The organism is Comamonas sp. CMM03, assembly GCF_019218715.1.
Classification (GTDB): Bacteria; Pseudomonadota; Gammaproteobacteria; order Burkholderiales; family Burkholderiaceae_C; genus Comamonas; species Comamonas terrigena.
In genome coordinates, this window is sequence record NZ_JAHUXB010000002.1 from 282259 (window position 1) to 306877 (window position 24619).

A 24619-nucleotide genomic window follows, 5' to 3' on the forward strand; every position below is an offset into this window, starting at 1 on the left:
CGGGCCCGGTTGATAAAAATCAACACCACCGCGCAACGCATAGCGAATACCAATCTCTGGGGATGCGCCATCGTGGCATGCACGCCGCAGATATTGACCCGCGGCAAGATGCCCTTGACCTGATGCCGCTGCCGGCGGCATCAGCCCTTATTTTTCGGCCAGCAGCACCTGGGCATCGGCGACCAGCGGCTGAGCACCGGCACCGTAGCGGTGGTAGGCGCGCAGGCGGCCCTGGGGGTCGTACATGTACAGACCGGCCGTGTGGTCCAGGGTGTAGGCGCCGGGCACCTTGCCTTCCACCTTGCGGAAGAACACCTTGAAGTCCTTGGCCACGGCCGCCACCTGTTCGGGGGTGCCGGTCAGCGCCACCATGCTGGGGTCGAAATTGCCCACATAGGCCTTGAGCACTTCCGGCGTATCGCGTTCCGGATCCAGGGAAACAAACACCCCTTGCAGCTTGTCACCCTGGGCGCCCAGCATCTGCTTGACCTCCACCAGCTCCTGCAGGGTGGTAGGGCACACATCGGGGCACTGGGTGTAGCCGAAGAACACCACGGTCACCTTGCCGGCGAAATCCTTGATGGAGCGCAGCTTGCCGTCGGCGTCGGGCAGCGGGAAGTCCTTGGCGTACTCGGCCCCTGTCACATCCACGCCCTGCAGCTTGACTTCCTGCTGGCGCGAACAGCCCGCCAGCCCCAGGCCCATGCCGGCCACCAGTCCTGCGGCCAGCAGGCCTTGCAGCATCCGTCGTTTGTCCATCCTGATCCCTCTCGCAATGGGCGGGGTCAGCGCACCGCCTGCCAACCGGGGCATGGCTGGCTGACCCACCATGAAAATACAAAGTGCTGCGTGCTGCCACCACCGCCCTTGCGGCAGGCGGCGCACCCAGCCTGGATGGCAAATCCTAACCCGAGGGTCGCACCATGCTCCGTGATGGTGCGCATTCCCGGAGAGACTGGCAGCTGCGCAAGGGTTTGGGCGGCCGCAGGCGGCCCCGGTTCAGCGCCCCGGCTGGTCCCAGGAGGAAGACGCCCGCAGCAGGCGCTCCAGATCGCGCTTGGCACGGCCAGCGCTGCTGCGCTCCATGCCTGCCGGCAGGCGCATCATCCAGTGGCCTTGGGGGTCCACGATGTACAGATGATCCTCCAGCGCATGGCCCGCCTCGGGCTGCAGCCATTGCACCACCTGCGCACGCGGCAGGCGTAATGCGCTTCCCTGCTCCAGGGCCGGGCGCAGGGCCGCATCGGGGTCCACCGCATCGGTCACCAGCCAGACCCAGTCCAGGCGCTCCTTTTCGCGCCCCAGGCTTTCACGCAGCTGGCGTTGCAGGTACAGATGCTCGGCACAGCGGCCTTCACAGGCGCCGCCGGCCACGCTGACCAGCAGCCACTGCCCTTGCAGGCTGGCCAGCGCCGCCCTGCTGCCGTCCAGCCGCTGCCCCTGCACATCGGGCATGGGGTGCTGCGGATCGATCAACGTAGCAAAGCTGCTGCGTCCTTCGGGACGGACCACGTAGTAGGTGAAGTAGGACGCAATCACCGGGGCCGCGCAGACCAGCAGCACGGCCAGCATCTTCCAGCGGCCGCTGCGGGTGCGCGCCGGATCGGACACGCCGGCCTCCGGCAGGCTGTGCACGGTCAGGCCCAAGGGCTGGGGAGCAGACGATTCAGGGGGCATGGGCAGCATCAAAAGAGGCGCGGCGCAGCGGCCGCAGGATCTGGAACCACAGGTACAGCAGTGCGACCAGGGCGCACAGTCCGAACCATTGGAAAGCATAGCCGTAGTGCTTGGACACCCCGGCATCCGGCTCCGGCCATTGGCGCAGCAGGCCTTCGGAGGCGGCGCCGGTCTGCACCACGCTCCACGGCGGCAAAGCCAGACCTGTCTGCTGCGCATAGGCCGGCAGGTCCAGGTTCTGGCGGATTCGCGCAAACCCGGCAGTGGCCGGCTCGGCCCCCAGCGCATACAGCTGCGAAGGCGCTGCGGCGATGCGGCCTTGCACCTGGACCAGTCCCTCTGGCGTGGCCATCGGCGGCAAGGCCGTGCGGTCCTGGAAATTGCGCGGCACCCAGCCGCGCTGCACCACCACGGCACCGCCTCCCTCCAGCAGCAGCGGGGTCAGCACATAAAAACCCGGCCGGCCCTGCATCTGGCGGTTGTCCAGGTAGACGGTGTGTGCGGCTTGCCAGCGTCCGGTCAGCTGCACGGGGCGGTGCAGCCAGGTGGATGGTTCGCCGGCATCGTCTGCCGCAGCCCGCAGTGCCGGCCAGTCGGCATTGCGCAGCACCGGCTGCGCGGACTGCAGCGCGATGGCGGCCTGCATGGCCTCTTTCTGCGCCGCGCGGTCCAGCTGCCACCCGCCCAGTCGCGCCGTCAGGGCCATGCACAGCACCGCGGCGAGCAGCACCACCCATCCACGTATTCCCTTGGGAAGCCACCTCACACTCACCCGATAATGCCTTTCATGGGATACCTTGTTGCACTGGCCTTTCTGGCCATCATCGCCAGCCTGGGAACAGCCCTGTTCTTCATGCTGCGCAAGGACGACGACACACCGTCGGACAGCGAACGCGGCCGCCGCATGGCCCGTGCGCTGGCAGTGCGCGTGGGCCTGTCGATTGCTCTCTTCCTCTGCCTGCTGCTGGCCTGGAAGCTGGGGTACATCCAGCCCACCGGATTGCCCTTGCGCTCCTGAGCACTGCTTGCGGCTGGGGCCTGCGCCCCCCATTCTGAATGCGCTGTCCCTTCAAGCGACTGACAGCCCCGGCACGGACCGCACTTGCGGGCACCGCCACAGGCAGGGTGATCGCCCTGCCTGATTCCGACTCACATCCAGTACACCAGCACGTAGAGGAACAGCCACACCACATCCACAAAGTGCCAGTACCAGGCCGCGCCTTCAAAGCCGAAGTGGCGCTGCGCCGAGAAATGGCCGTTGTGCAGCCGCAAGGTGATCACCAGCAGCATCAACATGCCCACAAACACGTGGAAGCCATGGAAGCCCGTCAGCAGGTAGAAGGTGGAGCCGTAGATGCCGGAGTTGAGCTTGAGATTCAGGTCCGAGTACAGGTGGTGGTATTCATAGCCCTGCACGCACAGGAAGACAAAGCCCAGGATCACCGTGGCCCACATGAAGGCGATGGTGCGGGCACGCTGACCGGCGCGCAGTGCGTGGTGGGCAATCGTCAGCGTCACCCCCGAGGTCAGCAGCAGGGCGGTGTTGATGGTGGGCAGCCAGAACGGTCCCACGGTCTGGAACGGCTCCACCGTGCCTGCCGGCGAGGTGGTGGCGCCGGGCGAGACCGAGGGCCAGGCGGCCTTGAAGTCCGGCCAGAGCAGCGAATTCTCGAAACCGCCCAGTGCCGGCACCGAATGCGCCCGCGCCCACCACAGGGCGGTGAAGAAAGCGCCGAAGAACATCACTTCCGAGAAGATGAACCAGCTCATGCTCCAGCGGTAGGACAGGTCGATCTTGCGGCCGAACAGCCCGGCCTCGCTCTCGCGCGCCGCATCGCGTATCCACTGGTAGAGCACCACGCCCCACCAGACCAGCCCCAGCAGCACCGACCACATGCCCCAGCCGTGGCCGTTGATCCAGTTGCCGGCGCCCAGCACCACGAAAAACAGGCCCGCTGCCGCCCAGATGGGATGGTGCGACACGCCGGGCACGTAGTAGTACGGCGTTGTTCCAGGGGTCGATGCACTCATGACTCAGCTCCTGTCGTTTTTTGCGAAGGCCGCAGCACGCTGCAGCAGTTGTTGTTCTGTCAGCTCACCCATCTCACCAGGGCGATCAGCCCCAGCACCAGCACAAACACCGCCACCAGCCCCACGGCGATCACCTGCAGCGGCTGCAGCTGTGCAAAATCCCGCTCGTACTCGCTGCCCTTGCGCACGCCCAGCAACGCCCAGGCCACGGCTTTGATCGAATGCCACAGACGGTGCGGCTGTCCGGCGGGGGGCGGTACGGTCATGACTGCTCCTTGCCGGTGACCACGCTGGCCACGGGTGCGGGCGGCGTCTTGCCCCCCACCTCAAAGAAGGTATAGGACAGGGTGATGGTGGTCACATCCTTGGGCAGCTTGGGATCAATGACAAACGCCACCGGCCATTCCTTTCGCTCCCCCGGCTCCAGCACGTACTGGTTGAAGCAGAAGCACTCCAGCTTGTTGAAGTGCGGCGCGGCATTGCGCGGTGCATAGCTGGGAATTGCCTGCGCCGCCATGCGGTGGTTCTGCACGTTCTGGAATTCATACATCACCGTGGCCAGCTCGCCCGGATGCACCTGCAGCGAACGGCGCTCGGGCTTGAACTCCCACGGCCCCCGCGCATTGGCGTCGAACTCCACGGTGATGGTGCGGCTGGTGTCCACCTGGGTGTTGGCCGGCACGGCCGAGGAATTGCCCGGCACCTGCCGCTCCGACACGGCCAGCACATTGATGCCCAGCGCCTCGCACACATGCTTGTAGATCGGAATCAGCGCATAGCCGAAGGCAAACATGCCCACGGCCACCACGGCCAGCTTGCCCACCATCCGGAGGTTTTCGCGGTGTACGGCCATCATCCCTCCTGTGCGCCATCCACTGCGCATTGACACGGCGCCTGCCGCTGCGACCACCGGCGTGCCCCCGCCACAGGAGGGCCACCCGGGCCGCCCCCGCAGCACAGGGAGGCATCCTCCCAAGGGACGGACGCGAAGCGGTGCAGCGCGGTGTGCATCTCAGTGCAGCAAGGCCATCTTGGCCACAAAACCGACAAAGAACACGGCCGCGATCGACGCCAGGATCAGCGCCATGCGCAGGTTCTTCTGGCGCTGCAGCTGGTAGGCCGTGGTGCGGTCGTGCAGACCGGCCGAAGGTTTGGAAGGAGCGGTGTGCATGGCTTATCCAATCACGCGGGTTGCGGTGGCGTCCAGTTTGGGCGGGTTTTCGAAAGTATGGAAGGGGGCAGGCGATGGCACTTCCCACTCCAGGCCTTCTGCCCCGTCCCAGGGCTTCTGTGGTGCCGGCGCACCGTGGCCGCGCATGCCGGGCCAGACCACAAAGACAAAGAAGTACACCTGCATCAGGCCAAAGCCGAAGGCACCGATGGAGGCCAGCATGTTGAAGTCGGCAAACTGCATCGGATAGTCGGCATAGCGGCGCGGCATGCCGGCCAGGCCCAGGAAGTGCATGGGGAAGAACGTGATGTTGAAGAAGACCAGCGAACCCCAGAAATGGATCTTGCCGCGCAGCTCGGAATACATCACGCCGTTCCACTTGGGTGCCCAGTAGTAGTAGCCGGCAAACATCGAGAACAGGGAGCCCGCCACCAGCACATAGTGGAAATGCGCCACCACGTAATAGGTGTCCTGCAGCTGGGTGTCGATGGGCGCCATCGACAGGATCAGTCCCGTGAAGCCGCCCATGGTGAACACGAAGATGAAGCCCACGGCAAACAGCATGGGGGTTTCGAACGTCATGGAGCCGCGCCACATGGTGGCCACCCAGTTGAAGATCTTCACGGCCGTGGGCACCGAGATCAGCATGGTGGCGTACATGAAGAACAGCTGGCCGGTGACCGGCATGCCCGTGGTGAACATGTGGTGCGCCCACACGATGAAGGACAGGATGGCAATGGCCGCCACCGCGTATACCATGGAGGTGTAGCCAAACAGCTTCTTGCGGCTGAAGGCCGGCACGATCTGGCTGATGATGCCGAAGGCCGGCAGGATCATGATGTAGACCTCGGGGTGGCCGAAGAACCAGAAGATGTGCTGGTACATCACCGGATCGCCCCCACCCGCGGGGTTGAAGAAGCTGGTGCCGAAGTGACGGTCGGTCAGCGTCATGGTGATGGCGCCGGCCAGCACCGGCATCACTGCGATCAGCAGGTAGGCGGTGATCAGCCAGGTCCAGACGAACATCGGCATCTTCATCAGCGTCATGCCGGGAGCCCGCATGTTCAGGATGGTGACGATGATGTTGATCGAGCCCATGATGGAGCTGGCGCCCAGGATATGCATCGCAAAGATGCTGGTGTCCATCGATGGGCCCATCTGCAGCGTCAGCGGCGCATACAGCGTCCAGCCTGCGGCCGGTGCGCCACCGGGCATGAAGAACGAGGTCACCAGCATGATGGCCGCCGGAATCATCAGCCAGAAGCTGAAGTTGTTCATGCGCGCAAACGCCATGTCCGAGGCGCCGATCTGCAGCGGAATCATCCAGTTCGCGAAGCCCACGAAGGCCGGCATGATGGCCCCGAACACCATGATCAGCCCGTGCATGGTGGTGAGCTGGTTGAACAGCTCGGGGTTGACGATCTGCAGCCCGGGCTGGAACAGCTCTGCGCGGATCAGCAGCGCCAGCACGCCGCCCACCATGAGCATGGTGAAGGCGAACAGCAGGTACAGCGTGCCGATGTCCTTGTGGTTGGTGGCATACAGCCAGCGCTGCCAGCCCGTGGGCTGGTGGTGATGGTGGTCATCGTGCGCACCATGGTCATGGTGGCCGCCATGGACATCGACCTCGGGGCCCGGGGTGTGGGATGGGGGGTATACGGCGCTCATAGGAATGTCTCCGGTATTCACTGCCTGCTGCGCATCACTGCGCGGCCACGATGTCCACACGACGGGCCTGCTGATCGGCCCCGGCACCTGCGGTGATGGTGGTGGGCTTGTGCAGGGCAATGCGCTCCTGTGCCACACCGGCATCCGTCAGGGCCTTGGCCACGTTCTGCGCACGCTGCTTGGCCAGCTCGGCGTTCTGGTCGGCATTGCCTGTGGCATCCACAAAGCCCGACAGGGCCACCTTGCTGTCGGCATGCGCTTTCAGATACTCCGCAGCCTGGGCCACCACGGCCTGCGCCTCGGCATTCAGCGCCTTGTCGCCCGTGGCAAAAAACACCTGGTAGGGCTGTGGCGCGGCAGCAGCTGCCCCTGCCACAGGTTCTGCCGCAGCGGGCGGTGCCGCGCCTGGGGCGGCCGCCCCGCCTTCGGGGAACTTGCCGCCCCGCGCATCCTTGAACTGCGCGGGCTGGATCAGCTGCCCGGTCTTGTTGCTCCAGTGGTTCTTGGCGAAGGTCAGCACCGCGGCCAGCTCCACATCGCTGAGCGCCTTCCACGAAGGCATGGCACCGTTGTTGCGCCCTTCCAGCACCACATGCATGGCTTCCGCCAACGGCCCCAGCACCACCGGGCTGCCATCCAGCGCCTTGATGGGGCCCGCCCCCTTGCCATTGGGCTGGTGGCAGACCGCGCAGTTGGCGGCATAGACTTTTTCGCCGCGCGCAACCAGCTCGTCCAGCTTCCATTCCTTGTTGGGATCGTCGCGCTTGGAGGCAGCCTTCTTGGTTTCTTCCTCCACCCAGGTCTTGTACTGGTCGGACTGCAGCACCTTCACATGGATGGGCATGTAGGCGTGTTCCTTGCCGCACAGTTCGGCGCACTGGCCGTAGTAGTCGCCCGGCTTTTCCGCCTTGAACCAGGTGTCGCGCACAAAGCCGGGAATCGCATCCTGCTTGATGCCGAAGGCAGGCACCATGAAGGAGTGGATCACATCGTTGGCGGTGGTGATGATGCGCACCTTCTTGCCGGCCGGCACCACCAGCGGCTGGTCCACCTTGAGCAGATAGTCGGGCGGCGCATCCTTGACATTGCCGCTGTTGGACAACACCCGGTGGCTGGTGTCCAGCGTGGAGATGAAGCTCAGCCCCTCGCCCTCCCCTTTCAGGTAGTCATAGCCCCATTTCCACTGGTAGCCTGTCACTTTGATGGTCAGGTCGGCATTGGTGGTGTCCTTCTGCGCCACCAGCACCTTGGTGGCCGGCAAGGCCATCAGGATCACGATGATGAAGGGCACGATGGTCCAGGCGATTTCCACCGTGGCCGATTCATGGAAATTGGCGGCCTTGGCGCCTTGGGAGCGGCGGTGTTTCCAGATGGAATAGAACATCACCGCAAACACGGCCACGAAGATCACCGTGCAGATGCCCAGCATCATCCAGTGCAGAAAATGCTGCTCCTGTGCAATGCGCGTGACCGGGGGGTGCAGATTGAGCTGACGCACCGCAGGGCCGCCGGGCAGGTCCTGGACCGCATAGGCCGCCTGCGCCATCCAGGCTGCAGCGGACATCATCGTGAGACGCAGGGGCCGAAAGGGGATGCTTTTCATAGTTCTCGCTCAAGTCTTAGGCCACTAGAAACAGGGAACCTGGCAGGCAGGGGGCTACAGCCGCACACCTGCGCGCACTCAACTCAGAAAAACCAACCAGCGCGGCGCAGCCCGCTCCCACGGGTACGCCCACATCGATCCATGCCTGCACGCAGGCCAACCGCAAGCTGCAGCACCACAGCCTGTGCCGCCGCAAAGAAAATAGTGGATGAAGCAGTGCCGACGCGTTTCCAGGAAGCAGCCTGAAAAGCCCGAGAAGACGCCCTCTGCGTCGCGTGAAACTTCAGCATGCAGGCCTGTGCGCGCGCAGGGCGCAGGCCCGACTCCAAGGCAATGCGAAACACCAATTTTTTCTCCTGACGGCATGCGGCCGTGGGGGCCCTCTCCCCAGCCTGGAGTCATGCGGTCTGGAGAAAAGCTCGTGTGTCAGTGGTTGAAAAAATTGTAGGTCGCTTTGCGTGGAATCAAAGGGGCATAAGCGCCTTTTGTGTTATCGCAAACCCGTGTTGCGACCTTGCCGCAACATCGCCCGCATATCGTCCAACGGCACACTGCTTTCCCCGGCCGCACGGACCCGGGGCGCTGGCTTGTAAGCATGGCCGTAGACCACTTCGAAGGTCAACGCCAGCTGTCCATCCTGCTCCTGTAAACGCAGCGCGCCATCCAGCAATTGATGGAGGTCAAGACGCCATTGCCGTCCACGCAGACTGGCAAAGCGCTGCGGATGCAGATTGCACCCCAGCTCGCGCAATTCCTGCAGCAGACGCTCGGGCGAAGCAAAGGTCAGCGTGATGCGCTCCATGTCCATCACCGGCTCCGCAAAGCCGCTTTGCACCAGCATGTCTCCCCAGTCGTGCATGTCCGTGAAGCTGTGGCCCGCCGCCGGCCAGCCCGCCTGCTGGTAGGCATCGCGCAGCTCCTGGGCCGTGTCGGGCCCCAGGCAGGAAAACATCACAAAGCCATCCACCGCCAGGGCCTTGTGCCACTGCGCCAGCAGGGCCAGCGGGTCTGCCGCCATGTGCAGCTGCATATTGGCCCACAGCATGTCCACTTCCTGCCCGGCAGCCGGCAGACCAAAGCGGGGTTGCTTGCCCGCCCAGCGCTCCATGCTCCACCAGGCCTTGCCCAGCGCCTTGTGCGCCGCTTCGGCGCGCTGCGCCTGCGGTTCATGCACCCAGGACTGCGCCTGCGGATAGCGCTGCGCCACCAGTGCGTGCGCCTGCAGTCCGCCGCGTACCGGCTCCCAGTCCAGCCACGACTGCGGCGGCTTGGCCATCCACTGCAGGCGGTCCTGCATGCGGCGCGCCACCTCTTCGTGCAGCCACGGCGATGCCGCAGGCGCCTGGGCCTGCCAGCGGGCGGCTGCAACGGGGTCGATGGTGGGCGGCAGAGCAGTAGACATGGAACAACAGATGGGGAGGCAATCGGACAGTCGGCGCACATCCGGCATGACGGTGGCGCTGCGGGCGGCAGTATATTGATTCCATGCGTCTGCACATCCCGGCATGGCTATCCGCCCGCATTCCCAGCCAGTGCCTGGCCTGCGGCAGCTGGCCCGCGCAGCCACTGTGCGCGCAGTGCCAGGCGCGTTTTGCACAGCATGTGCCGCGCTGCCGCAGTTGCGCCCTGCGCCTGCCGGATGCACACGCCGGCGCACACTGCGGGCAATGCCTGCGTCACCCGCCGGTGCTGCAGCACTGCCTGGTCGCCGTGGACTACGGCTACCCCTGGGCCTTGCCGCTGACGCAGTGGAAGCTCCATGCCCAGCCGGCCGTCGGCCGCCATCTGGCGCAATGGCTGCAGCAGCACGCCGCCTGGCCCGCGCTGCGCGACGGCTGTGCGCTCACCATCCCGATTCCGCTGTCCCCGCAGCGCCTGCGCAGCCGCGGCTACAACCAGGCACTGCTGCTGGCCCGCGCGCTGGATTGCCCGGCCATCCAGCCGCAGCTGCTGCAACGCACGCACGACACGCCCACCCAGATGCGCCAGGGCCGCGCCGCACGGCTGCGCAATCTGCGCGGCGCCTTCAGCGTGCCACCGCAACACCAGGGCCTGCTGGATGGAAAGACCGTGCTGCTGGTGGACGATGTCATCACCACGGGCGCGACCCTGCAGGCCGCCGCGCAGGCGCTGCTGGCCGCAGGCGCCGGCCAGGTGCATGCCGTGGCCCTGGCCCGCACGCCCTAGCCCCCTACCTCACACCTGCGCCATAGGGGTGCGCACCACAGGGACGGCGGTCACAGCGGACAATACGCCCCTTATGTTCCACATTGTTCTTGTTGAGCCCGAGATTCCACCGAACACGGGCAACGTCATCCGCCTGGCCGCCAACACCGGCTGCGATCTGCACCTGATCGAGCCCCTGGGCTTTTCCATGGAAGACCGCCACATGCGCCGCGCCGGGCTGGACTACCACGAATACGCCCCGGTGCGCCGCCATGCCGACTGGCAAGCCTTTCTGACCGCCATGCAGCCCGCGCCCGAGCGCATGTTTGCCATGACCACCCATGGCAGCTGCCCGGCGTTTGATCTGGCCTTCCAGCCCGGCGACTGGCTGGTCTTCGGTTGCGAAACCCGAGGCCTGCCTGCGGATCTGCGCAACAGCTTTCCCGAAAGCCAGCGCCTGCGCCTGCCCATGGTGGCAGGCCAGCGCAGCCTGAACCTGTCCAATGCGGTGGCGGTCACGGTGTTCGAGGCCTGGCGCCAAAACGGTTTTGCGGCCCCTGCAGGCCAGACGGCAGGCTGAGCCAGCGGCAGCACCGCTTCGGTGCACGATGCCCGCAACCGGGCAAAAGTTCCGCCTCATTGACAATGAATTCGAAACAATGAGTCGTAAATTTACATGCTTATCTTCATATATGGAACGATCTACAGTTCATCCATACGGTAACGCCACAGCGCCACACCGGAAGTTGAACGAAAAGGACATTCCATGAAAAGCATTCACACCCTCAGCATCGCCGCAGCTCTGGCCCTGACCGCACTGGGCAGCCAGGCCGCCGGTATGTCGGCTCCCCTGGGCGAGCAAGGCTGGCCTCCCGTGGTGGAAAGCCACAGCACCCTGACCCGTGCGCAGGTGCTGGCTGAATTGCAGGATGCCCGCCAAAACCACCGCATGGCCGTGGCCGAAGGCGACCAGCTGCAACTGCGTGCCGATGAGCTGACCACCCGCTCGGCCGTGAGCCGAGAGGCCGTGCGTGCCGAAACCCTGGCCGCCATCAAGGACGGCAGCATCGTGCACGGCGAGCTGTAAGCCCCAGCCCGCGCATTTGCTCCTGGCAAAAGCGCCCAATGCAAAGCCCCGCTGCCTGCGCCGACGGGGCTTTTTCATGGGACCGGAAAAAGAAGACGGCGGCGTTCAGCCCTGGGCCGCACCGTGGCTGCGGCTCAGCGTCTCGGCCACGCACACGGGCTTGTCGCTGCCTTCACGCTCCACCGTCACGCCCCAGGTCATCTGCATGCCGTCGGGCTGCACCGGCTCGGCCGCCAGCAGCTTGATGTGGGCGCGCAGCCGGCTGCCCACCGGTACGGGGGCGGGAAAGCGCACCTTGTTCAGACCGTAGTTCACACCCATGGTGGCGCCATCCACCGTCACCGTCTGCTGCATGAACTGCGCCAGCAGCGACAGCGTCAGATAGCCATGGGCCACAGGTGCACCAAACGGGCCCTTCTTGGCCCGCTCGGGATCCACATGAATCCACTGGTGGTCGCCCGTCGCCTCGGCGAACTGGTTGACCTGCTCCTGGGTGATGGTGATCCAGTCCGTCACGGCCACATCCAGGCCCACGGAAGCACGCACATCGGCGTAAGAGGCAAAGCGTCGTTTCGTCATGCGACCCACTGTAGCCAGCAGGCCGCGCAGGCTTTGTCGGTCACGGGACAGTTGAGGGAAAGCCCCAGGATGCAGCCCTCGCTACAGGCCAAACGACTGCTCATGCGCGGCAGTAGCGCATGCAGTGTTGACCTGGATAACGGTGCTGTCAGTGGCCGGCGCCGCGCTGCACAAAGAACAGGCCGATCCCCACTAGCATCAGCAAGCCGCCAAAGACACGGTTCTGCCAGCGCATGGCTTCGGGGCTGCGCATCCAGCGGCGCAGTGCACTGGCGCTGCCGGCATAGCCATGCATCACCACCATGTCCACGCCAATGCAAGTCGCCGACATGATGGCCAGCTGCAACCACAGCGGGCGCTGCTCGGTCAGAAACTGCGGCAGCACCGCCACCATGAAGATGATCCCCTTGGGGTTGGTGGCATTGGTCAGAAAACCGGCCAGCACGCGCTGGCGCCAGGTCAGGGCCGGAGCGCCCTGGGCATGGCCGATGTCCAGACCGTTGCCCACGCTGCGCCACTGGCTCCAGCCCAGGTAGATCAGGTAGCAGGCCCCCAGGATCTTCACCGCCGCAAACGCCCATTCCGAGGCAATCAGCAAGGTGCCCACGCCGCCGCCGGCCACCAGCAGAATCAGCAGCAGGCCCAGTTGCAGGCCGCACACCGTGGCGCTGCTCTTGCGCAGGCCGTAGTTCAGCCCGTGGCTCATGGACAGCACCGCGCCCGACCCTGGCGACAAGGCAATCAGCCAACACGCCATAAAGAAAGCCCACCACGTCTGCACATCCATGCCACACCTGCCCTGCCGTCGCCACACCGCATTGCCACAGCAATGCACCAAAGCGGCGCATCTTACGCCTGCCCCGCATGGCGTGCTGGCGCCCGGTGCGACACAGCTCCGCGCGCGGCTGAATGCCGCGGCCAGCGCGGCCCACTGCCCCCGTGCTACGCTGCCGGCCATGATCTTCAACCCTTCGCAAGCGGACGTGCGACGCTTCTTCTGCAGCGTGCGCGCCAAGATGAAGAGCGAATCCCCCATGGAAGCCATCGAGACGCTGGCCAGCCTGTGGATTGCCGAACACCCCGAATACTTTGCCGAGCTGGACGATGTGGACGCCGCCGTGGCGCGCAACTACGACGCCGAGCCCGGCCGCACCAATCCCTTCCTGCACCTGTCCATGCACCTGTCCATCAGCGAGCAGTGCAGCGTGGACTCCCCCCGCGGCATCCGCCAGGCCGTGGAACTGCTGGCCCGCAAGCGCGACCTGCATGACGCCCACCACGAAGTGATGGAATGCCTGGGCACCATGCTGTGGGAAAGCCAGCGCAGCGGCCGTCCGCCCGATGGCAATGCCTACGTGGCTGCGGTGCAACGCCGCGCCACCCAGGACTGAGCGCCAGACCACCCCCACCAGGCAACAAGCTGCTGAACGCCCAAAGGCAAAGGCTGCCGCTGCGCACACCAGGCGCTGTGGCAGCCTTTTTCATGCCGTGCATGCGCCGAGCGCGCCAAGACAAAGCCCGCACAAGGCGGGCCGTGGAGCTGCTGGGCTACGTGGCTGTGAGCCCATGCCGCCGTGCGGCAGCCTGTATCAGCGAAAGCGCGATTCCGGCACCGTGTGCAGATCGCCTTCCAGCGAGCCGATATAGCCCGCCAGCTGCTTGAGCTCCTGTAGCGTGAACTGCTTGGCAATGCCGGCCATCACCCCATTGCTGCGCCCCACCGTGCCCTTGCTGGCATCGCGCTGGTAGGACTTGAGGGCGGCATACACATAGTCTGCATGCTGGCCCGCCACCTTGGGATAGGCCGGGTCGATGGGCTTGGCAAAGCCTTCGCCATGGCAGGAGAAGCAGGCCCCCTTCTGGATCAGCGCCGCCACGGCAGGCGCCGGATCGTGCGCCTTGGCCGCGCTGGCAGAACCGGCTGCAGGCGCGTTCTGACCGGCATAGAAAGCGGCCACATCGGCCATGTCCTGATCGGTCAGCGAATCCGCAATGCCGCGCATGGTGGGATGGCGGCGGTCGGCCTTTTTATAGGCCGCCAGCGCGGATTCGATATAGCGTGCACTCTGGCCCGAAATCTTGGGCACTTTGTACACCTCTGGGAAACTGGCCTGGTAGCCTTCGATACCGTGGCAGCCTATGCACATGGCCACCTTGTTTGCGCCCGCCTGGGCGTCTCCCTTGATCTCCTGGGCCGATGCTGTGAAGGTCACAGAAGCGACAACCAAGAGCCCTATCGTGGACAGCTTTTTGTTCATTGCGCGCACAATCCTTGGGAAGTTTTAGCTGGGATTTGGCTCACACAGATTCATTATGGCGAGAACCGTCAAGCGCCCTAATCAATGTTTACGCTGATATAGACCATGAAATTCCAAGGCACCGAGAACTACGTCGCACCCCAGGATCTGATGCTGGCCGTCAACGCAGCCATCACGCTGCAGCGTCCGCTGCTGGTCAAGGGCGAACCCGGCACCGGCAAGACCATGCTGGCCGAGGAAGTGGCCGACGCGCTGGACATGCCGCTGTTGCAGTGGCACATCAAATCCACCACCAAGGCCCAGCAAGGCCTGTATGAATACGACGCCGTCAGCCGTTTGCGCGATTCGCAGCTGGGCGACGAGAAGGTCAAGGACATCCAGAACTACATTGTCAAAGGCGTGCTGTGGCAGGCCTTCACCGCCGATCAGCCCGTGGCGCTGCTGATCGACGAGATTGACAAGGCGGACATCGAGTTTCCCAACGACCTGCTGCGCGAACTCGACCGCATGGAGTTCTACTGCTACGAGACGCGCGAGATGATCCGCGCCAAGCACCGCCCGGTGGTCTTCATCACCTCGAACAACGAAAAAGAACTGCCCGACGCCTTCCTGCGCCGCTGCTTCTTCCACTACATCAAGTTCCCCGAAGCGGACACCATGCGCCAGATCGTGGACGTGCATTTCCCCACGCTCAAGAGCGAGCTGCTGACGGCAGCGATGAAGAGCTTCTACGACATCCGCAGCATCCCGGGCCTGAAGAAAAAGCCTTCGACCTCCGAGCTGATCGACTGGCTCAAGCTGCTGCTGGCCGAAGACATTCCGCCCGAAGCACTGCAATCGGCCGACAGCAAGGTGGCCGTGCCGCCGCTGGTGGGTGCGCTGCTGAAGAACGAACAGGATGTGAGCCTGTTCGAAAAGCTGGTCTTCATGAACCAGCGCAACCGCTGAGCCCGCGCGCAAAGGGCATACCCGCTGCCGCCCATCCACCCGCCCTGCTATGGTCAAACGTTCACCATACACACAGGGAGACAGACCATGAGCACTGCCAAGAAACTGCTGCTGGAAGGCGTCAGCGACGCCGTGGGTTTCATTGCGGGCGCACTGGCCGGCTACGGCCTGGGCCAGGCGGCGGGCTGGAACATCTTCGATGCCGGCTACGGCGCAACCAGCCTGCTGGGCATTGTCTGCGTCGGCCTGGGCGGCGGCCTGGGCCTGCAGCTGGCAAGGCGCTGGCGTGCGGCCCGTGCCCAGCGTGCGCAGGCAGCGGAACGCCCCTGAGTGCACCACCCAGCCAACTTCTGTGAGCCTCCCGGCGCGAGAATGTCTGGAACCGATTGTTGGAACCCCACACCATGAACACCACAGCCTTCGTCACCCCCGTCACCCTGCAAGCCCATGGCGTGCGCCTGGTTCCGCTGGAACTGGCGCATGAAGAAGGGCTGCGTGCAGCGGCGGCCGATGGACAGCTGTGGAATATCCGCGTCACCTCGGTGCCCGAGCCGCAGGACACCCGCGCCTACATCGAGACCGCGCTGCAGATGCGCGCGGCCGGCAACCGCTTTGCCTTTGCCGTGCTGGACGATGCCTCCGGCGAAGTGCTGGGCAGCACCAGCTACCACGACATCCTGCCCGCCGTGCAGCGCGTGGAGATCGGCTACACCTGGTACGCCCAGCGCTGCCAGCGCACCCATGTGAACACCACCGCCAAGCTGCTGATGATGGGCCACGCCTTCGACACCCTGGGCTGCCATGTGGTGGGCTGGCGCACCGACAACTTCAACTTTGCCAGCCAGCGCGCCATCGAACGCCTGGGTGCCCGCAAGGACGGCGTGATCCGCGGCCACGCCCTTCGCCGCGACGGCACCATCCGCGACACGGTGATGTACAGCCTGCGCGCCGGCGAATGGCCGGAAAGCCGCGCCCAGTTGCTCGACAAGATGAAGCAACACCTGCGCCAGCCCTGAGCGCCCGGAGGTTCCCACCATGCTGATCGACTTCTTCTACACCCTGCGGGCGGCCAAGCTGCCGGTGTCCGTCAAGGAACTGCTCACCCTGCTGGAAGCGCTGCAAAAAGGCGTGGTCGGCCCCCAGAGCGAAGACGGCTGGAGCATGGATGACTTCTACTTCCTGGCCCGCACCACCCTGGTCAAGGACGAGAAGCACTACGACAAGTTCGACCGCGCCTTCGCCGCCTACTTCAAGGGCGTGGAAATGCTCACCGACTTCAGCAAGGAACTGCCTGCCGAATGGCTGCGCAAGATGCTGGAGCGGGAGCTGACGGACGAGCAGAAAGCCGCCATCCAGAAAATGGGCTGGGACGAGCTGATGAAGACCCTCCAGAAGCGCCTCGAGGAACAGAAGGGTCGGCACGAAGGCGGCAACAAATGGATAGGCACCGGCGGCACCAGCCCCTTCGGCCACGGTGGCTACAACCCGCAGGGCATCCGCATTGGCGGGCCGGGCAAGAACCGCAGCGCCGTCAAGGTGTGGGAGCAGCGCGCCTACCGCGATTACGACGACACCCAGGAGCTGGGCACGCGCAACATCAAGGTGGCGCTGCGCCGCCTGCGCAAGTTCGCCCGCCAGGGCGGCGAGCTGGAGCTGGACCTGCCCGACACCATCCGCAGCACGGCAGCCAACGCCGGCTGGCTGGACATCAAGATGGTGCCGGAGCGCCACAACAATGTGAAAGTGCTGCTGCTGATGGACGTGGGCGGCACCATGGACGACCACATCCAGCGCGTCGAAGAGCTGTTCTCCGCCGTCAAGAGCGAGTTCAAGCACCTGGAGTTTTATTACTTCCACAACTGCGTCTACGACTTCATGTGGAAGAACAACAAACGCCGCTTTGGCGAGAAGTTCGACACCTGGGACATCATCCGCAAGTACAACAAGGACTACAAGCTGATCTTTGTGGGCGATGCCACCATGAGCCCCTACGAAATCACCCAGCCCGGCGGCAGCGTGGAATACAACAACGAGGAAGCCGGTGCCGAATGGCTGCAGCGTCTGACGCATGCCTTCCCGCACCATGCCTGGGTCAATCCCGAGCCGCAGGGCGTGTGGGAGTACCGCCAGAGCATCGACCTGATCCGCCGCCTGGTGGGCGGACGGATGTACCCTTTGTCACTGAAGGGTTTGGAAGAAACCATGAGGCTGCTGTCAAAATAGGGAAATGCCCATGCTTTCCCCCACAACGGCGCCGGCCCCAGGGTCGGCGTTTTTGTTGGCCGGCTCGCTATTGCTGAGCGGCTGCAGTCTGCTCTCCAAGAACCACTCCGCTGACGCGGCCGCCGCGTCCGTGCCTTCCGGGCCGCCCAGCTTCAGCGTGGAGGTCGAGGCCCCGGACGGCGTGCGCGAGCTGCTGGAAAAACACCTGGAACTGGTGCGCTTCAGCCAGCACCCCGATCTGCGCCGCCGCGAAGTGGTCAGCCTGCTGAACGCCTCCGATAGCAACATCCGCGACCTGATCGGCACGCTGGGGTATTTCTCACCCCAGATCCAGCTGGAGCTCAAAGACACGCCCGACTCCAAAGAGGCGCCGATGGAGGTCACCGTCAAGGTCGATCCCGGCCCGCCCACCACCATCCGCACGGCCGACATCCGCTTCTCCGGCCTGAATGCCGAGGAAACCCACAGCGACTGGCAGCGCGACGACATCCGCAAGAACTGGGGCCTGACACCGGGCGAACAGTTCACCCAGTCGGCCTGGGGCGGCGCCAAGAGCCAGGGGCTGCGCAGCCTCCAGGCCCAGCGTTTTCCCACGGCCAGCATTGCCAGCAGCAAGGCCGACATCGACGCCGACACCCAGAAGGCCGATCTGTCCATCGACTACGCACCGGGCCCCGCGTATTACTTTGGCCCGCTGCAACTGAACTACAGCACCAGGACCGAGGATGGCGAGCAGGATATCGACGCCCCGCCGCGCTACGACCCGGAAGGCATGCGCCGCATTGCCCGCCTGCCGGTGGGCGAGGAATACAAGCAGACCTCGCTGCTGGATGCACAGCAGCGCCTGTCCAACAGCGGCTACTTTGATTCGGTATTTTTGACCCTGGACACCGATGCCGCCCAGCCCGGCCAGTCCGAAGTGCATGCCCCGGTCATCGCCCAGGTGCGCGAAGCCAAGCTGCAGAAATGGGTGTTCGGCGTCGGCGCCAGCACCGACACCGGCCCACGCCTGTCTGTGGACCACATCCACAACCGGGTGCCCGGCCTGGGCTGGCGTGCGGTCAGCAAGCTGCAGCTCGACACCAAGAACCCCATACTGTCCACCCGCCTGGTCGACCTGCCCAACGAAGACGGCTGGGCCTGGTTCACCGGCGCCAAGGCCGAACGCGAGGAGCTGGGCGACTACAACACCAACAGCCTGCAGCTACAGTTCGGCCGCACCAAGAGCGCGGACCGCATCGACCGCAACTACTACCTGCAGTACGACTTCACCAAGCTGCAGGGCACGGGCGCGCCCACCAGCAGCTCGTCGATCACCGCCAACTACGGCTGGACCGGGCGCTACTTCAACAACCCGATCTCGCCCACCAGCGGCTTCGGCTTTGCCTGGGAAGTCGGTGCCGGCACCACCCTCACGCCGGAACGCGAGCCGTTCGGCCGCGTGTCGGCCCGCTGGCTCACCCTGATCGGCCTGGGTGACCCGGACCAGGCGGGCCGGCGCCAAAGCCGCCTGGCCTTGCGTGCCGCCGGCGGCGCCGTGATTGCCAAGGACGGCGTGGGCATTCCCGCCACCCAGCTGTTCCTCACCGGTGGCGACACCACGGTGCGCGGCTACCGCTACCAGTCCATCGGGGTGGAGAACGAGCTGGGCAAGCTGATCAGCGGCCGCTATATGGTGACCGGCAGCGTGGAATGGCAGCGCCCCATCACCGTGCGCGGCAACCGCTCCGACTGGGAGCAGACCGTGTTCGTGGATGCCGGCAGCGTGGCCGACAAACCCAGCCAGATGACGGTCTACACCGGCGTGGGCACCGGCATCCGCTGGGCCAGCCCGGTGGGCCCGGTCCAGGCCGATATCGCCTACGGCATCAAAACCCAACAATTCCGCCTGCACCTGCGCATGGGCTTCACTTTCTGACCATGGCAGATCCCACCGTGTCCACCCCCTCCTCTGACCTCCCCGCTTCTGCACGGGATGGCAGCCCGCCACCCGCTGCGCCGGTGCGCAGCCCCCGCCGCTGGTGGCACAAACTGCTGCTGGCCCTGGCCGCCTTGGTGCTGCTGCTGGCAGTGCTGCTGGGCGGCGGCTGGTGGTGGATGGGCCAGGCCGACTCCCTGGCCAGCACACTCACCCGCGTGGCCGGCTGGCTGCCTTCCGGGCAGACGCTGGAAGCCAAGGAAGTGCAAGGCACGCTGCGCCATGGCGGCAAGATCGGCTGGCTGCGCTGGACCAGTCCCACCCTGCAGGTGGAAGTGGAGCAGGCCGACATCGGCTGGCAGCTGTCCCCACTGCTGTCACGCGAGCTGCGCCTGGGCCAGGTGCACATCGGCACGGTGCGCATCCGCAGCACCCCCGACCCCACGGACCAGACGCCGACCGAACCGCTGCAGTCGCTGACACTGCCGCTGCGCATCGACCTGCCGTTCCAGGTGGACACCGTGGTCTGGCAAGGTACACCCGAGGTGCAGGCGACCGAGCTGCAGGGCCACTACCGCTACACCGGCAGCCACCACCAGCTGGCCGTGAACTCGCTGCGCTGGGCAGAAGGCCGCTACGCCGCCCAGCTCAAGCTGCAAGGCGCGGCCCCCATGGAGCTGGAAGCCCATCTGCGCGGCAGCATCCAGACCGCCCTGCCCGAACAGGACATGCGGCTGCAGACCCTGGCCACCGTCCAGTTGAGCGGCACCCTGGCGGGCGCCGACGCACAGATCGAAGCCCAGGCCAGCGCCTACGCCAAGGATGTGGTGCAGGAAGACAGCGCGCAAGACCTGCCGCAACCCACGGCCCGCGAAGCCGAAGACATTGCCAGCAGCCAGACGCTGCGCGCCCAGCTCAGCGCCAAGTTCCAACCCTGGCAGCCCCAGCCCGTGGTGTCCGCCCACGCCCAGCTGCACCAGGTGGATGTCTCGCTGTTCTGGCCCGACGGTCCCCACACCCTGCTCAGCGGTGAAGTGCAGGCCGGCCCTTCCGCCACCGGCTGGGACCTGCGCGCCAACGTGCGCAACGCCATTCCCGGCCCCTGGGACCTGCGCGCCCTGCCCATCCACCAGCTGGAAGCCGATGTGCAGCAGCAAGGCACGACCTGGCGGCTGGAAGAAGCCCAGATCAACCTGGGCACCGGCCACCTGACGGCCCAGGGCAGCTACGACGGCACCACCCGCAGCGTGCAAGGCGATGCCGTGCTGCACCAGGTCGATCCCGCCGCGCTGTGGAGCACGCTGGACCCCGCCCCGCTCAAAGGCCAGATCACCGCACGCACCCCGGCCGCAGAAGCCGGTGCCACGCCGGTGGTGGATTTCCAAGTCGACATTGCCACCACCCGCGGCCCGGCCACCGGGCGCGTGGTGCGCACCGCAGGCAACAGCAGCCCGCTGCGCATCGATGCCGTACGCGCCCAGGGCCAATGGAGTGCCCCGGTCCTGACACTGCGCCAGCTGCACCTGAACGCCATGCAGGCACAGCTGGACAGCAAGCAGCTGGAATTCCACAGCGACAGCCTGCTGGTGCGCACCACAGCGCAGCTGCAGGCCCCCGGTACCCAGCTGGAGCTGCAGGGCCACATCAGCCCGGACGAAGGAGCCGGCCAGGCCAGCCTGCGCCTGCAGTCCGCCCCGCAGATGCTGGCCTGGCTGCAACGCCTGCCGGGCATGGCTGGCACGCTGCAGGGCGCCAAGCTGGAAGGCGCCGCAGATGCCAGCGTGCAATGGAAAGGTGGCTGGGGCAAGCTGCAGCAGCGCCTGCAGCACACCGCGGCCACTCCCGTCACCTCGGGCCTGCAACTGCAGGCCAGCCTGCGCAGCGCGGGCCTGCAATGGACTCCGGCCGGCCCGGAGGCCACCACCACCCGCATTGACCAGTTCAGCCTGAACCTGCAGGGCACGCCCGAGCAGTTGCAGGCCACGCTCAGCACGCAGCTGCGCCAGGGTGCGCAGCGCATTGCACTGGACACCCAACTGCAAGGCGGCCTGCTGACCAACCGCGGCGCTGCCGCCCTGGACTGGCAAGGCCGCGTTGAGCGCCTGCAAGCCCAGTGGAGCCCCGGCACCGACAGCGCCGGCAGCTGGAAAGCAGAACTGGCCAGCCCACTGACCGTCAGCCAGCGCACCGTGGGCCAGACCATCCGCAGCCAGCGCATCGACACCAGCGCCGGCCAACTGCGCGTCAGCGCGCCCACCGGCAGCGCACCCGCCGGGCTGCAATGGCAGCCCATCAACCTGCGCCAGGGCAGCGACGGCAGCTGGCAGGTACAAAGCCAGGGCCAGCTGCAAGGCATTCCGCTGGCCTGGGCGGATGCATTTGGCGCCGAGCCCGGCAAAGGCCCGCTGACCGCCGCCGGCATCAGCGGCGACCTGAGCCTGAACGGGCGCTGGAACATCGACACCACAGGCCGAAGCCCGGTGGCCGACGTGGTGCTGGAACGCGCCAGTGGCGACATCCGCCTGGCCGTGGTGGAAGAGGAAACCGCCGCCAATGTCACCGTCATCCGCTCCGAAGGCGCTGTGGCGCGCCGTGCCGATGGCGCCGTGCAGCAACAGCGCGTGCCGGGCCGCGGCATGCGCGCCCGCATCCAGAACCTGCGCCTGCAGCTGCAAATGCGCGACAGCGAAGTCCGCACCCAGCTGCTGTGGGACACCGAACGCGCCGGCCACCTGAGTGCCGACGTGCGCAGCACCCTGCGACGCACGGCCGAAGGCTGGGCCTGGCCGGAGAACGCCCCCCTCTCGGGCAGTGCCAAGGCCAACCTGCCCGACATCGGCATCTGGGCCATGTTCGCGCCACCCGGCTGGCGCGTCACCGGCAGCCTGAACGCCGATGTGCGCATTGCCGGTACACGCAGCGATCCGCGCTGGGACGGCACCCTGGGGGCCGACAAACTGTCCATCGTCTCGCTGCTCGACGGCCTGGATCTGCACGACGGCCGCCTGCGCGCACGCCTGCAAGGCACGCGGCTGGACATCACCGAACTGACGCTGCAAGGCGGCAAAGGCAGCACGGCCCGCATCCTGGGCTACAGCGGCAACCTCACCCCCGCCCCGCAGGAAGGCGGCCAGCTGACAGGCTCCGGCTTTGTGGCCTGGAACCCGCAGCCCGCCGCCGGACAGTCGGGCATGCAGATGGACATCCAGCTGCGCGCCGAACGCCTGCAGGTGCTGGTGCGGGCCGACCGGCAGCTCAGCACCTCGGGGCAGATGCAGGCCCGGCTGGACAACGGCCAGTTCGTGCTGCGCGGCGACCTGACGGTCGACCGTGCCGCCATCCTGCTGCCCGATGCCTCTGCGCCCTCGCTGGACAAGGATGTGGTCGTGCACTCGGCCGCCTCCCGCAAGGCCGAGGCGGAACGCCGCCAAAGGGAAGCCCGCCAGGCTGCACAGCAGGCCAGCGCCGGAGCCAGCCCCAACACCGCCAAGGTACCGGACATTCTGCTGAACCTGAACCTAGGGCGTGACTTTGCGCTGCAGGGCTTTGGCATCACCACCCGCCTGCGCGGCCAGTTGCAGGTGCGCGGCGGCAGCACGCTCAGCGCCCCTCCGCAAATCACGGGCGAAGTGCGCACCGAACAAGGCCGCTACCGTGCCTGGGGACAGTCGCTGGACGTGGAAAGCGGTCTGGTCCGCTTCAACGGTCCCTACAACAACCCCTCGCTGGACATCACCGCCATCCGCCCCAACATCACGGTGCGGGCCGGCGTGCGCGTGCTGGGCAGCGCCACCGACCCGCGCGTGACCCTGTTCTCCGACCCGGAAATGTCCGACGCCGAAAAACTCTCCTGGATCGTCATGGGCCGCGACACGGCCAGCGGCGGTGCCGAAGCCGCACTGCTGCAACAGGCGGCACTGGCCCTGCTCAGCGGCGGCGGCACCAGTGAGAACTTTGCCGGCCGTGTGGGGCTGGACGAGATCGGCTTCAAGGGCGCCAGCACCGACAGCACCGACGCCAATGCCGGCGCTGCACTCACGCTGGGCAAACGCCTGTCCAAGGACCTGTACGTCACCTACGAACAGAGCCTGAACGGCGCCATGGGCACGCTCTACGTCTTCTACGAGATGTCCCGCCGGCTCACGCTGCGCGGCCAGACCGGCCTGCAGACCGCCGTGGACCTGATCTATACCGTACGCAAGGACTGAAGGCCGCTGCCGGCAGGTAGAATCAGCGGCTTCTCTCCGTAGTTCAATGGATAGAACGAGCGCCTCCTAAGCGCTAGATACAGGTTCGATTCCTGTCGGGGAGGCCACTCCAATGCATTTAGAACAACGACTTGCGTTCTAAGTGAGTGGCCGGGGGACATGACGGGGACAAATCCCCAGCCTGCGCCTACCTGCCACAACGAAAACGCCCCCGGCCCCCATCACGGTGCTGGGGGCCTTTTTTTTTTTGCCCGCGATATCTGCCCACCGCCCAACCTAGCAGCCCCCCCCCGTTCGTCTGCCTCGGCATTGGCCGCGAAATTTATTAGCAAAAATGCTTGCATGTTGTTAGCATTTTTGTTTATACTCACACCATCGCAACAAAAGAAAGGTGGTCGTGAAAATCAGCGAATTCAGGCGTTGGCTTGAGTCGCAGGGGGTCCGAGTCGAGAACGGTACAAACCACTGGAGGCTGTACCACAACGACAAAGTAAGCACCCTGCCAAGACACCCCGCCAAGGAGCTGAAGGAAGGCACAAGACGAGCAATCCTGAAGCAGTTAGGAATCAAATAAGGAGGCAGGCCCGAGAGGGCCTAGCCTGAATTCCTGAGCTTCACGACCACCACCAGATGGGACACAACATGCTGCAAAAGTACCCTGCCCGCTTCGATCCCGCCGACGAAGGGGGCTACAACGTATCGTTCCGGGATATTCCCGAAGCCATCACCCAGGGCGATGACCTGGCCGAAGCTGAAGCCATGGCGCGTGACGCTCTTGTCACCGCGATGGAGTTCTATTTCGAGTCTGGCCGCCCTGTACCCGCACCCAGCAAACCAGCCAAGGGGGAGCGCATCGTAGAGCTGCCCCCCAGCGTTGCCGCCAAGGTCGCGCTGTTGAATGCCCGCCTGGCCAGCGGTGCGCGCCCGGCAGACGTGGCCCGCGCCATGGGGATCAAACCGCCCGAAATGTCCCGGATCTTTGATTTCACGCACGCGACGAAGATCGACACTGTTGCTGCAGCGCTGGCCGCCATGGGCTACGAACTGGAACTGAGCGTGCGCCAGGTGAAATAACAGGCTCC

Annotated in this window: 26 protein-coding genes and 1 tRNA gene; 14 read left to right on the forward strand and 13 right to left on the reverse strand. The window is 65.5% G+C overall.

Annotation, left to right across the window (positions count from 1 at the left end; genetic code table 11):
* Nucleotides 1-147 precede the first annotated feature (147 nt).
* The 3 genes from KW830_RS08055 to KW830_RS08065 form a co-directional block, all read right to left on the reverse strand.
* Nucleotides 148-759 carry an SCO family protein gene (locus tag KW830_RS08055; RefSeq protein ID WP_218332773.1) on the reverse strand — a complete coding sequence of 204 codons (612 nt, stop codon included), beginning with the start codon at nucleotides 757-759 and terminating at the stop codon, nucleotides 148-150.
* A 240-nt stretch (nucleotides 760-999) separates the two neighbouring features.
* On the reverse strand, nucleotides 1000-1686 hold the full coding sequence (locus tag KW830_RS08060; RefSeq protein ID WP_218332774.1) for a hypothetical protein: 687 nt from the start codon (nucleotides 1684-1686) through the stop codon (nucleotides 1000-1002).
* Nucleotides 1667-2383 (reverse strand): SURF1 family protein, encoded by a 717-nt coding sequence (locus KW830_RS08065; protein ID WP_218333152.1) that lies wholly within the window; start codon nucleotides 2381-2383, stop codon nucleotides 1667-1669. The genes KW830_RS08060 and KW830_RS08065 overlap by 20 nt, the downstream gene beginning before the upstream one ends.
* Before the next feature lie 81 nt (nucleotides 2384-2464).
* Here KW830_RS08065 and KW830_RS08070 point away from each other — a divergent pair, with 81 nt between their 5' ends.
* Nucleotides 2465-2695 carry a twin transmembrane helix small protein gene (locus KW830_RS08070; RefSeq protein ID WP_098066335.1) on the forward strand — a complete coding sequence of 77 codons (231 nt, stop codon included), beginning with the start codon at nucleotides 2465-2467 and terminating at the stop codon, nucleotides 2693-2695.
* 131 nt (nucleotides 2696-2826) lie between these two features.
* On the opposite strand, the gene KW830_RS08075 is transcribed toward KW830_RS08070, so the two are convergent.
* The 7 genes from KW830_RS08075 to KW830_RS08105 all read right to left on the reverse strand — a co-directional run bounded on the left by KW830_RS08075 (nucleotide 2827) and on the right by KW830_RS08105 (nucleotide 9552).
* The gene (locus KW830_RS08075; RefSeq protein WP_066539570.1) at nucleotides 2827-3708 is read right to left on the reverse strand and encodes a cytochrome c oxidase subunit 3; all 882 of its coding nucleotides are present in this window, start codon (nucleotides 3706-3708) and stop codon (nucleotides 2827-2829) included.
* 59 nt (nucleotides 3709-3767) lie between these two features.
* The gene (locus tag KW830_RS08080) at nucleotides 3768-3974 is read right to left on the reverse strand and encodes a DUF2970 domain-containing protein (protein ID WP_218332775.1); all 207 of its coding nucleotides are present in this window, start codon (nucleotides 3972-3974) and stop codon (nucleotides 3768-3770) included.
* A complete protein-coding gene (locus tag KW830_RS08085) occupies nucleotides 3971-4561 on the reverse strand; it encodes a cytochrome c oxidase assembly protein (RefSeq protein WP_218332776.1) in 591 nt (196 codons plus the stop codon). Before KW830_RS08085 ends, KW830_RS08080 begins: the two co-directional genes overlap by 4 nt.
* Nucleotides 4562-4720: 159 nt before the next feature.
* Nucleotides 4721-4819 (reverse strand): cytochrome oxidase small assembly protein, encoded by a 99-nt coding sequence (locus KW830_RS21300; RefSeq protein WP_225608779.1) that lies wholly within the window; start codon nucleotides 4817-4819, stop codon nucleotides 4721-4723.
* A gap of 63 nt (nucleotides 4820-4882) precedes the next feature.
* Complete coding sequence (ctaD, locus tag KW830_RS08095; protein ID WP_218332777.1) at nucleotides 4883-6547, reverse strand: cytochrome c oxidase subunit I; 1665 nt, start codon at nucleotides 6545-6547, stop codon at nucleotides 4883-4885.
* Between the two features lie 34 nt (nucleotides 6548-6581).
* Nucleotides 6582-8150 carry a cytochrome c oxidase subunit II gene (coxB, locus tag KW830_RS08100; protein WP_218332778.1) on the reverse strand — a complete coding sequence of 523 codons (1569 nt, stop codon included), beginning with the start codon at nucleotides 8148-8150 and terminating at the stop codon, nucleotides 6582-6584.
* Nucleotides 8151-8640: 490 nt separating this feature from the next.
* Nucleotides 8641-9552, reverse strand: a complete 912-nt coding sequence (locus tag KW830_RS08105) for a biotin synthase (RefSeq protein ID WP_218332779.1) — start codon at nucleotides 9550-9552, stop codon at nucleotides 8641-8643.
* Between the two features lie 83 nt (nucleotides 9553-9635).
* On the opposite strand from KW830_RS08105, the gene KW830_RS08110 reads away from it, so the two are divergent.
* The 3 genes from KW830_RS08110 to KW830_RS08120 all read left to right on the forward strand — a co-directional run bounded on the left by KW830_RS08110 (nucleotide 9636) and on the right by KW830_RS08120 (nucleotide 11403).
* A complete protein-coding gene (locus KW830_RS08110; RefSeq protein WP_066539585.1) occupies nucleotides 9636-10337 on the forward strand; it encodes a phosphoribosyltransferase family protein in 702 nt (233 codons plus the stop codon).
* A gap of 73 nt (nucleotides 10338-10410) precedes the next feature.
* Complete coding sequence (gene trmL / locus KW830_RS08115) at nucleotides 10411-10896, forward strand: tRNA (uridine(34)/cytosine(34)/5-carboxymethylaminomethyluridine(34)-2'-O)-methyltransferase TrmL (protein ID WP_218332780.1); 486 nt, start codon at nucleotides 10411-10413, stop codon at nucleotides 10894-10896.
* Nucleotides 10897-11082: 186 nt separating this feature from the next.
* Entirely contained in the window at nucleotides 11083-11403 is a 321-nt protein-coding gene (locus KW830_RS08120) for a DUF4148 domain-containing protein (RefSeq protein ID WP_066539589.1), read from the forward strand.
* A 105-nt stretch (nucleotides 11404-11508) separates the two neighbouring features.
* Here the strand turns inward: KW830_RS08120 and KW830_RS08125 are convergent, their stop codons facing one another.
* Nucleotides 11509-11982 (reverse strand): MaoC family dehydratase, encoded by a 474-nt coding sequence (locus tag KW830_RS08125; RefSeq protein ID WP_218332781.1) that lies wholly within the window; start codon nucleotides 11980-11982, stop codon nucleotides 11509-11511.
* A 148-nt stretch (nucleotides 11983-12130) separates the two neighbouring features.
* Nucleotides 12131-12769: a LysE family translocator gene (locus KW830_RS08130; RefSeq protein ID WP_066539591.1), complete on the reverse strand. Its 639-nt coding sequence runs from the start codon at nucleotides 12767-12769 to the stop codon at nucleotides 12131-12133.
* Between the two features lie 172 nt (nucleotides 12770-12941).
* Here KW830_RS08130 and KW830_RS08135 point away from each other — a divergent pair, with 172 nt between their 5' ends.
* Nucleotides 12942-13373 carry a DUF1841 family protein gene (locus KW830_RS08135; RefSeq protein WP_218333153.1) on the forward strand — a complete coding sequence of 144 codons (432 nt, stop codon included), beginning with the start codon at nucleotides 12942-12944 and terminating at the stop codon, nucleotides 13371-13373.
* Nucleotides 13374-13571: 198 nt separating this feature from the next.
* Here the strand turns inward: KW830_RS08135 and KW830_RS08140 are convergent, their stop codons facing one another.
* The gene (locus tag KW830_RS08140) at nucleotides 13572-14240 is read right to left on the reverse strand and encodes a cytochrome c (RefSeq protein WP_066539593.1); all 669 of its coding nucleotides are present in this window, start codon (nucleotides 14238-14240) and stop codon (nucleotides 13572-13574) included.
* Between the two features lie 105 nt (nucleotides 14241-14345).
* Here KW830_RS08140 and KW830_RS08145 point away from each other — a divergent pair, with 105 nt between their 5' ends.
* From KW830_RS08145 to KW830_RS08185, 9 genes are all read left to right on the forward strand, one after another.
* The gene (locus tag KW830_RS08145) at nucleotides 14346-15188 is read left to right on the forward strand and encodes a MoxR family ATPase (protein WP_218332782.1); all 843 of its coding nucleotides are present in this window, start codon (nucleotides 14346-14348) and stop codon (nucleotides 15186-15188) included.
* An 87-nt stretch (nucleotides 15189-15275) separates the two neighbouring features.
* Nucleotides 15276-15518, forward strand: coding sequence for a hypothetical protein (locus KW830_RS08150; RefSeq protein WP_218332783.1), 243 nt, complete (start codon nucleotides 15276-15278; stop codon nucleotides 15516-15518).
* Between the two features lie 74 nt (nucleotides 15519-15592).
* Nucleotides 15593-16204: a GNAT family N-acetyltransferase gene (locus KW830_RS08155; RefSeq protein ID WP_066539601.1), complete on the forward strand. Its 612-nt coding sequence runs from the start codon at nucleotides 15593-15595 to the stop codon at nucleotides 16202-16204.
* Nucleotides 16205-16223: 19 nt separating this feature from the next.
* Nucleotides 16224-17411, forward strand: coding sequence for a VWA domain-containing protein (locus KW830_RS08160; protein WP_066539605.1), 1188 nt, complete (start codon nucleotides 16224-16226; stop codon nucleotides 17409-17411).
* Between the two features lie 10 nt (nucleotides 17412-17421).
* On the forward strand, nucleotides 17422-19329 hold the full coding sequence (locus KW830_RS08165) for an autotransporter assembly complex family protein (RefSeq protein WP_218332784.1): 1908 nt from the start codon (nucleotides 17422-17424) through the stop codon (nucleotides 19327-19329).
* Between the two features lie 2 nt (nucleotides 19330-19331).
* A complete protein-coding gene (locus KW830_RS08170; protein ID WP_218332785.1) occupies nucleotides 19332-23537 on the forward strand; it encodes a translocation/assembly module TamB domain-containing protein in 4206 nt (1401 codons plus the stop codon).
* 32 nt (nucleotides 23538-23569) lie between these two features.
* Nucleotides 23570-23644: transfer RNA gene (locus tag KW830_RS08175), tRNA-Arg, on the forward strand.
* Nucleotides 23645-23934: 290 nt separating this feature from the next.
* Nucleotides 23935-24111, forward strand: a complete 177-nt coding sequence (locus tag KW830_RS08180; RefSeq protein ID WP_218332786.1) for a type II toxin-antitoxin system HicA family toxin — start codon at nucleotides 23935-23937, stop codon at nucleotides 24109-24111.
* Between the two features lie 71 nt (nucleotides 24112-24182).
* Entirely contained in the window at nucleotides 24183-24611 is a 429-nt protein-coding gene (locus tag KW830_RS08185; RefSeq protein WP_304516315.1) for a type II toxin-antitoxin system HicB family antitoxin, read from the forward strand.
* Nucleotides 24612-24619: the final 8 nt, after the last annotated feature.

Coding starts and splice junctions, on each gene's coding strand:
- KW830_RS08165 (WP_218332784.1), top strand. CDS start 17,422: ATGCTTTCCCCCACAACGGCGCCGGCCCCAGGGTCGGCGTTTTTGTTG.
- KW830_RS08080 (WP_218332775.1), bottom strand. CDS start 3,974: ATGACCGTACCGCCCCCCGCCGGACAGCCGCACCGTCTGTGGCATTCG.
- KW830_RS08070 (WP_098066335.1), top strand. CDS start 2,465: ATGGGATACCTTGTTGCACTGGCCTTTCTGGCCATCATCGCCAGCCTG.
- KW830_RS08145 (WP_218332782.1), top strand. CDS start 14,346: ATGAAATTCCAAGGCACCGAGAACTACGTCGCACCCCAGGATCTGATG.
- KW830_RS08060 (WP_218332774.1), bottom strand. CDS start 1,686: ATGCTGCCCATGCCCCCTGAATCGTCTGCTCCCCAGCCCTTGGGCCTG.
- KW830_RS08130 (WP_066539591.1), bottom strand. CDS start 12,769: ATGGATGTGCAGACGTGGTGGGCTTTCTTTATGGCGTGTTGGCTGATT.
- coxB (WP_218332778.1), bottom strand. CDS start 8,150: ATGAAAAGCATCCCCTTTCGGCCCCTGCGTCTCACGATGATGTCCGCT.
- KW830_RS08155 (WP_066539601.1), top strand. CDS start 15,593: ATGAACACCACAGCCTTCGTCACCCCCGTCACCCTGCAAGCCCATGGC.
- KW830_RS08055 (WP_218332773.1), bottom strand. CDS start 759: ATGGACAAACGACGGATGCTGCAAGGCCTGCTGGCCGCAGGACTGGTG.
- KW830_RS08120 (WP_066539589.1), top strand. CDS start 11,083: ATGAAAAGCATTCACACCCTCAGCATCGCCGCAGCTCTGGCCCTGACC.
- KW830_RS08125 (WP_218332781.1), bottom strand. CDS start 11,982: ATGACGAAACGACGCTTTGCCTCTTACGCCGATGTGCGTGCTTCCGTG.
- KW830_RS08075 (WP_066539570.1), bottom strand. CDS start 3,708: ATGAGTGCATCGACCCCTGGAACAACGCCGTACTACTACGTGCCCGGC.
- KW830_RS08160 (WP_066539605.1), top strand. CDS start 16,224: ATGCTGATCGACTTCTTCTACACCCTGCGGGCGGCCAAGCTGCCGGTG.
- KW830_RS08105 (WP_218332779.1), bottom strand. CDS start 9,552: ATGTCTACTGCTCTGCCGCCCACCATCGACCCCGTTGCAGCCGCCCGC.
- KW830_RS08110 (WP_066539585.1), top strand. CDS start 9,636: ATGCGTCTGCACATCCCGGCATGGCTATCCGCCCGCATTCCCAGCCAG.
- KW830_RS08150 (WP_218332783.1), top strand. CDS start 15,276: ATGAGCACTGCCAAGAAACTGCTGCTGGAAGGCGTCAGCGACGCCGTG.
- ctaD (WP_218332777.1), bottom strand. CDS start 6,547: ATGAGCGCCGTATACCCCCCATCCCACACCCCGGGCCCCGAGGTCGAT.
- trmL (WP_218332780.1), top strand. CDS start 10,411: ATGTTCCACATTGTTCTTGTTGAGCCCGAGATTCCACCGAACACGGGC.
- KW830_RS08085 (WP_218332776.1), bottom strand. CDS start 4,561: ATGGCCGTACACCGCGAAAACCTCCGGATGGTGGGCAAGCTGGCCGTG.
- KW830_RS08170 (WP_218332785.1), top strand. CDS start 19,332: ATGGCAGATCCCACCGTGTCCACCCCCTCCTCTGACCTCCCCGCTTCT.
- KW830_RS08065 (WP_218333152.1), bottom strand. CDS start 2,383: ATGGCCCTGACGGCGCGACTGGGCGGGTGGCAGCTGGACCGCGCGGCG.
- KW830_RS08140 (WP_066539593.1), bottom strand. CDS start 14,240: ATGAACAAAAAGCTGTCCACGATAGGGCTCTTGGTTGTCGCTTCTGTG.